General features: G+C 65.3%; 5 protein-coding genes and 1 pseudogene. All 6 read right to left on the bottom strand.

Translation table 11 applies throughout. The annotated features are described in order from the left end of the window. On the bottom strand, positions 1-1,758 hold a 1,758-nt coding region (locus KIT86_RS23400; RefSeq protein WP_297402874.1), incomplete at its 3' end, for a DUF4158 domain-containing protein. Between the two features lie 172 nt (positions 1,759-1,930). Next, entirely contained in the window at positions 1,931-2,260 is a 330-nt protein-coding gene (locus KIT86_RS23395) for a helix-turn-helix domain-containing protein (protein ID WP_297402873.1), read from the bottom strand. After that, a complete protein-coding gene (locus KIT86_RS23390) occupies positions 2,260-2,640 on the bottom strand; it encodes a type II toxin-antitoxin system RelE/ParE family toxin (protein ID WP_297402871.1) in 381 nt (126 codons plus the stop codon). The genes KIT86_RS23395 and KIT86_RS23390 overlap by 1 nt, the downstream gene beginning before the upstream one ends. Before the next feature lie 191 nt (positions 2,641-2,831). Next, positions 2,832-5,777, bottom strand: coding sequence for a Tn3 family transposase (locus KIT86_RS23385; protein ID WP_297402869.1), 2,946 nt, complete (start codon positions 5,775-5,777; stop codon positions 2,832-2,834). 458 nt (positions 5,778-6,235) lie between these two features. Further along, positions 6,236-7,549, bottom strand: coding sequence for a fumarylacetoacetase (gene fahA / locus KIT86_RS23380; RefSeq protein WP_297402867.1), 1,314 nt, complete (start codon positions 7,547-7,549; stop codon positions 6,236-6,238). A 10-nt stretch (positions 7,550-7,559) separates the two neighbouring features. Then, positions 7,560-7,765, bottom strand: a pseudogene (locus KIT86_RS23375) (VOC family protein); the annotation flags it as partial.

Genomic DNA, 7,765 nt, shown 5'->3' with positions numbered 1-7,765 from the left:
CGATCTGGGCTCACGCCCGAGCATGATCCAGCTGAAGCGCACCTGGGCGTCCACGGCCAGGATGACCTCGGGCAGTTGCACCTCGCCGATGCGCTGGTCAAGCCGGCTACGCAGTTTGGTGACTTCGGGATCTTCGTCTTCGGCGGCCAGTGGCGCCAAGTGCAACTCGTCATCTACGCGCAGCGATCCGGCGCGCGTGGCAGCGGCTACCGCGTCGATACCAGTGCGAACGCGTGCAAGCAACGGTGGGAGGAAGTCACTGGCCTTGGCCGGCAGCTGTAGCCGGGCGTAATGTCGTCGGGCTTCGGTCTTCCAGCGTACATCCGGGATGAACAGCCGCTCGCGGCCGCGAAAGCTCAAGGAGTGTTCGATCCAGACCGAGCCGTTGCGCAGCGCTCGGCGCAAGGCAAACAGGGTGGCCACTTCCAATGCCCGGAACGCCCGCTCACGGTCGACGTCAGCGATGGCTTGACGCCATGCCGGGCCCAGGCGCGCTGCCGTGACCTCGCCCGGCAGACTCCTGGCGCCTGCAGCGTACAGAGTGCGCAGCCTGTCCAACGCGTCGATGGCCGGATGCTCGCCCGTGGCTTGCCAGGCCAGGCCGCTCACCGCAACCAACAGGGAACGCACCGGCGCAATGGCGTCGATGAGGTGCTGGCGGATGATCGACGCTCGGCTGGGCGGGCGCCGGGCACGCTTGGCTGCGACCAGACTGACCAAGCGCGAACGCAGTTCGGCATCTGGCACCTTCTCCTGGGCCGCAAGATCGGTCAGTTCCTGGAGCAATTGCTGGTACTGCTGCGCCCAGTCAACCGTTGCCGTCACACCGTCGGCGCACTGCCGCCAGAGGTCGGCCACACGACGCTGGAACATGAGGATGAGCTGATCTGTGGCCGTCAGCAGGCAATAGCGCAGGAAGCAGGCCATCTCGAGCGTGCGCGCCGGCTCCTTGATCCGGGCGCTGACCGAGGGCGGCCTGCTGGCCATGCGCCGCGCATAGCGGCGCACCAGCACGTCGTTGAGGTTGCCCATGTGTTGATCGATGCCCAAATCCGTCAGGAAGGCAATGCGTTCGAGCACCTCGGTGATCTGGCGCGTCGAGTGCTTGGCCGGTGCGCTCCACAGCCAGCTCTGGCTGTGCTGGCCATCCAGGCGCGCACTGTCCAGCGCCGACGCCCAGCGTTTGAGAAGGCCGGGTGGCACTGCGGCTCGGATCGCCTGGGCAGTGGCGGCCTCGAGTTCGGTCAGTGCAACCGCCACCAGGCTGCGGATGACACGGTCGTGCACGATGAGGAGCCGGTGTTCGTACAACCAATGCCGGGCATGCAGCAGCAGCCGCTCACGATCGGCGCTGTGGGTCACTTCATCGCGCAGAACTCGCACCAACGCTCGACGCTGGTGCTCGGTCATCCAGGCAAAGCCCAGCGCCTCGCAGGCCTGCTGCTGGTGATCGAACAGGGTTCGGCCACGGGCGTACAGCGCACGCAGCGACGCCAGGTCGGGGGTGGTGATGCCCAGCATCTGGCCCAGGTGACGCAGCAAGACGGGCGGGACCGCACGCACACTGTTTAGCGGCCGGCCGCTCATGCGCACGAAACCGATGTGCAGTGCCAGGCCCAGCTTGTGGTTGTCGCCTCGCCGCCTTGAGATCAGCTCCAGCTCGGCTTGACTGAAGCTGAAGAAGGCCTGGAGTTCAAAGTCAGTGAGCTCGCGCGGCAGATCGCGCAGGCCAAGGTATGGGGTCTGCCAGCCTTGCATTTCGGTTGCTCCTCGTCTCTCGAAAGGCAGCCAACGATACGCGGCGAAATACCGAACAGCAATCCCTTTGAAATCAACAAGTTACCTGCCCATGCCCGCGCCGTTGCTGGGGAAGCGAACCGTCACTTTTGACACTGAAATCAAATGGACCCCATCCACGGTGAGACTTCGCTCAGGCGAAGTGCAGTTCGATCTTGCCGGCCCGCCGCCGCACCGGGCCGACGACGATTTTTACGTCGTGTCCGAGCTTGGCCACGAGTTCCAGCAGCTTGGCTTCGCTGATCCCGCGGAACTGCCCGCGCGTGATGCGCGAGACCTTGGCCTGGTCGATCCCGAGCAGTGCCGCGGCATCCGCCTGCGTCAGCCGGCGCGCCTTGATCGCGCGGGCGATTTCCGCGGCCAGCTGGGACTTGCGCTGCATCTCAGCGGCCTCGGGGTAGCCCAGGTCGGCGTAGACGTTGGTGCTGCCTTCCTCGACGGCAACTTCGGTATGCGGGCCCATCATCGTGCTCCTTGCTGCGCCTGCCAGGCCTCGAAATCCTGCTTTGCGGCCTTCAGGCGGGTGTGGATCAAGTCCATGTCCTTCTTCGGCGTCTGCACGCCGCTCTTGGACTTCTTCTGGAAGCAATGCAGCACGTAGACCCAGCCGGCGAACCGGACCGTGTAGACGGCGCGGTAGGTGTCGCCCTGGTGGTCCTCGACCACTTCCAGGACACCGGCCGATCCGAACCCGGTCAGCGGCTTGGCGTCCGGGTGCTTGCCGCCCGCCTGGGCCAGGTCGATCGCGTGGCCGAACACGTCCTTCACGTCCCCAGGCATCGCGTCCAGGTCCCGCTTGACCGATCCGACCCACTTCACGGGCTTGCGGGGCTGCTTCGACATTGCGGACAATTATGCCAGTTTGGGCATATCCCAGCTAGCCCAGGGCCAGCGACCGACCGCTAGAAATTGCACGAGAAACAACGCTGCCCAAGAATTGAGCGATTCGTAAGGTGTTGATTCTTAAGGAGTTGAAGCTCGCAAACCGCTACAAACGGCACGCAAAACAACGCTGCCCAATTTATGAGCAAGGCTCAACTCGTGGCCGAGCGGCGGGTGCCCGCCGGCTTCTGCAGCAGCGCATCCGCGTAGCGTTCGACCCCGAACGCGATGAGTCCGCGGAAGTTCACGTTGCCGAAGTGCACCGGCCCCATGCGGCGGATCCAGGCATCCTCGATCGGGTGCTTCTCCTTGCGCCAGCGGTCTACGACCGCCTGCATCTCCATGGTGTTCCAGGCGATCACGATGTTCGTCAGAAGGGCGTGAGAGCCCGAGATCGCCCGAATCTCATCGCGCCGGCGTCCACGCTCGGCGGCCAGGCGGCCGTAGTAGATGGCCCGTTGCAGCTGGTGAACCGATTCGCCGCGGTTGAGCAGCGTGTGGATCTCTTGGCGGAATTCGTCGTTGCTGAAGTAGTCGCACAGGAAGAGCGTGCGAAGCAGGCGCCCGAGTTGGTCGGCCGCCTTGTGCATCGGGTCGCCGCGGGCCGCGCTGCCCAGCCGTTCCAGCGCCGCTTTGGGCGACACGCGGCCTCCGCGGATGGAGGAGACCAGGCGCAGCAGCTCGTCCCAGCCCTTGGTGACCGCCGGCTCGGACACGTTGGTGACCGCGATGCGCTCCATATTCTCGGGCAGCTCGATGGCACGTGGCAGGTACAGCCGGCGCTCGGCCAAGTCGCGCAGCTGCGGGCACAGATCGAAGCCCAGCAGCTTGGCCACCGTCATCGCCACGTAGGTGTAGCCATGGGTGTCGACGGCCAACAGGGACAGCCGCGTGCTTTCGTCGGCCCGGGCGTTGTACTGCTCGACGCCTTCGACCGCCGCCGGGCCCTGGCGTTCGTTGTGGACGATGGGCTGGTCGTAGATGACGCCGTACGAACTCAGGACGTGGGTGTAGAGGCCCACGGCGAACGTTCTGCGCCGCGGGTCCACGCGCGCGTTGAAGAGGTGACGGGAGGCGTCCAGGGCCATCATGTCGGCCGAGGCCTTGTTGCCGCTTCCCCAGAGTTCGGCGATGGGGTTCTTGCGCTGGAACTCGACCACGCGCTCGTTGGCTTTGCGCAGGCGACCCTGCGCTTCCAGCAATCGCATCGCCGCCGAGATGTGCGCGACCTCGATGCCCGGGACCATCGCGGCCACACCCTTGGCATCGTTCTCGGTGCCGTTCGCCAGCAGGGCCGCGTAGCACGCGATGAGCTCCTGAGTGCTCTTGGCGCGTCGTCCCAGCAGGATTTCGCTAAAGCCAGTGGACGCATCGATCTCGACGATCATGTCGCCGAACTGCACGCGCCCGATCATGGCGAACATCGCATCCCTGCTGCGCTGGATGGCCGCGTCTTCCGGCAGGGCTTCCAGCTTGCGGAGCCGCACCAGTCCGTCGGCGTCGATCTCCAGCTTGCCGGCCGCCACGGCCTCGGACAGGGCGCGCAGGCCCACGCTCAAGTGCGCGTTCAAGCGCGCGAGGAACTTCTGCGGGTCTCTGGTCAGGCTGAGCGCGCTGACCCAGCGCTGGCGCTCTTTCTTCCATTGCTCCAATGGAATGAGCAGATCTTCGCGGTTGCGGAACTCCCAGCTGTGGTCCACCCACAAGCGGCCGCCGCGCAGGCCTCTACGCACCGCCAGCATGGCGGACGCTTTGAGCGCCGCGAACGCCTTCTTGCGGTCGGGGTCGTTCAGCAGTTCGTGCCAGACTGGGTCCGCCACGCTGGCGTCGAAGCCCGCAGGCAGTTCCTGGGCGCCTTGCGCCATCAGCTCGCGCAGGGCCACCACCTGCTTCATCGGCCGCTGGTCCGCGGCCCCCTTGAGGTCGAGATCCGAGAACGCACCGAGCAGAGCCGTGACGCGCGTCACGTCATCGGTCAAGGACTGCCGAACGAGGGCTGCGTGGCTGCTGGGCAGCGACGCCTCGTCCTTGGGCAGGAGTTCCTTCAACGCCGCGATCCGGTCTTCGGCAGAACGGTCTTCGTCATGGATGATGCGGCGCATGTCCTGCAACTGCTGGCGGTATTCGAGTGCGCTGCGCGCCTGATTGGCGATCACGCGGTTCGAGGCATGACGGACAAGGTCGTTCACGCGCCGACCGGTCATGTACATCAGGGTGTCGGTCAGGTCCAGCAGCGTCACGCGCAGGAAGCACGTCATCTCCAGCACCTGAGAAGCGTCGGCACGCCGCTTCGATTCCGACGGCGGGCGGTTGACGATGGCCTGGGCATAGGCGCGCAGCCGCGCGTTCGAGATGGCGCTGAGCGACCACTGGTCGACGCCCAGTTTCTTCAGGTAGGCGATCTTCTCCGTGACTTCTGCGATGCTGCTGGGACTGTGCTTGCTCGCCGGCAGCTTCAGCCACTCCAGAACAGTGCCGCCGATACGAGCGCGCCGCGACAAGTACACCGCTGCCAGCACCTTGCGCTGCTCGTCCACCGGGACCTCGTTGTTGACGGTCTCCAGCGCGGCGTCTTCGACATGCGCGAAGGCTTTGCGCGCGAGATCCCGAAGCACGCGATCCGCCGGCAGCATGTGATGGCGCGCGAACAACCAGAGTTCGGCCTCTTGGACGAGTTCGTCGACCGAGACGGCTGCGTTGGCCAGATTCTCCAAGGCTTCGGCCAGTTTCGCCATCGTGGCAGCGTCGGCGTCCGTGATGCCGGCAAAGTCGCGCGCCCATTTCTGATGCTCGTAGAGCGTGGCGACGCGCGCATAGATTGTCTTGAGGGACGCGATGGCTGTTTCGCTCTGGGCCAGCGCCCCGCACAGCGATCGCAGCAGCGCTCGAGGCACGCTTGCCGTTCGATCCGGCGAACGCCCGGTCGCGCGAAGGACGACCAACTGGAGAGCGACGCCCAGGCGTCGGTCCGCGCGGAAGCGCTCGCGGATGGCCGTCACATCTTCGCTGCTGATGCGAAACGATTGCTCGACGTCGAAATCTGAAAGCGATTTCGGAAGCTCCGCCGCTCCCACGAAGCGCAGATGAACTGGACGCATTGAATCCCCCCTGGAACCGCGTTGCACTATATCGGCGCGCGGGAGAGCCTCGTGCGACGGGGACGCGAACGTCCCACCTAGGGTTTACCCGGAACTCAGAGCGTGACTGGGAGCATGGAAAACAAGATCACCCCAACCTTGAGAATGAAAAGTCCCTCACATGAGTGCCGTATTTCATTCCGCTGCATCAGCGGTCAAAGTGGCCCTGGCGCATACTTCTGCGTCTGCCTTGGAGTGCTATGCTGGTCTCGTCAGGGGGTTCGACGCGATGGCACAGCGCGACATCAGCGAATCGTTGACGACCTTTGGCATGGAGAACAACCCTCCAGCCCCGAGCAACTCGCCACTGCCCTGGACCTCCAACGCTGGGCTCCATCGTCAGGAGCATCGGGTTGACGGCCGACAGCTGACGCCTGAAAGCCTCGGCGTGAGCGCGGCCATTCGCGGCACGTTGTCCTTCAGGGTGCTGGTGCCGGCAGCACCGTGCCGACGCACTCGCCAAAGCCGATGCGGGCGGCACCCGGACGCTCGCACCAGCCTCGCAGCGTCACGCGATCACCGTCCTCCAGCCACGCCCGGCTCTCTCCGCCGGGCAAGGCGATGGGGTTCTTCCCGCCATCGGTCAGCTCGATGAGCGCGCCCGCTTCACCCGCGCCGGGACCCGACGGGGTTCCGCTTCCGAACAGGTCGCCGGGCTGGAGATTGCAACCGTTGACTGTATGGTGGGTCACCATCTGTGCGACCGTCCAGTAGGCGTGGCGGTAGCTCGTGCGGCAGATGTGCGCCGGGGAGAGGAATGCAGAGCGCATACCGGGCGTTTCCAGTTCCACCCGCAACTGGATGTCGAACGCTCCCCCTGCGCGGTTCTTCTTCGAGTCGAGGTATGCAAGCGGCTGGGGGTCGGATTCAGGCCGCTGGAATTCGACGCGATACGGCTCCAATGCCTCCAGGGTCACCACCCACGGTGAGATCGTCGTGGCAAAGTTCTTGGCAAGAAAGGGCCCGAGCGGCTGGTACTCCCACGCCTGCAGGTCGCGGGCGGACCAGTCGTTGAGCAGGCAGATGCCGAACACGTGGTTCTCGGCATCGCTGATGGGAATGCTGGTCCCCCTCACGTTTCCCGGGCCCATGAAGATGCCGAGCTCCAGCTCGATGTCCAGGCGCTTGGAGGCGACGACGGTCGGAGCCTGCGCGCCCGGCAGCATTGCCTGTCCCATGGGCCGGTGGAAAGATTCCCCGGAGATCCCGATGCTGGAACTGCGGCCGTGGTAGCCGATGGGAACCCACTTGTAGTTGGGCAGCAGCGGATTGTCCGGCCGGAACAGACGGCCGATGTTGGTCGCATGGAAAACAGAGGTGTAGAAGTCCGTGTAGTCGCCGATCCGCGCGGGCAGCTGGTGCTCCACGTCAGCCCGAGGGACCAGGCATGCCTGCAGGCGCGGCTGCTGGGTCGCGCCTTCGCGCAAGCCGCGAGACAGCGAGAGGCGCAGGGCTGACCAGGCCTCGGCGCCCAAGGCCATCAGCGTATTGAGCTTGTCCTCCCGGCCGGCTGCGACCGCTTCGCCGGCGAGTCCCTGCAGAACCCCGGAATCCGCCACGGCGCCGAGATCGAGCACTTGGTCTCCGATGGCGACGCCGCAGCGAAATGCATCGTCGCTGCCGGCTCGGCGGAACACTGCGAACGGCAGATTCTGGATCGAGAAGTCACCTGCGACATCGTTGGCAGCGGTCACCCAGCTGCGCAGGGCAGGGTCGTGCGTTTCGTTCAGCATGGTGCAGTGCCTAGGCGTGGCTGCCGTCATGCATCCAGGAGGCGTGCTGCGGGGCACGCCGGGTCTCGTTCCACTCATTGAGCATGTCCCATTTCACCCTGTCCAGCTTTTCGAGCATCTCGGGCGTGCCGCAGTCGGCCGCGAGCTCCAGCCGATGCCCGTTCGGGTCGAAGAAGTAGATGCTCTTGAAGATCGTATGGTTGGCCGGCCCGATCA

Source organism: Hydrogenophaga sp. (genome assembly GCF_026125825.1).
Taxonomy (GTDB): Bacteria; Pseudomonadota; Gammaproteobacteria; order Burkholderiales; family Burkholderiaceae_C; genus Hydrogenophaga.
Note: the sequence above shows the minus strand (reverse complement) of the source record. Positions and strands in the feature narration are given on the sequence as shown.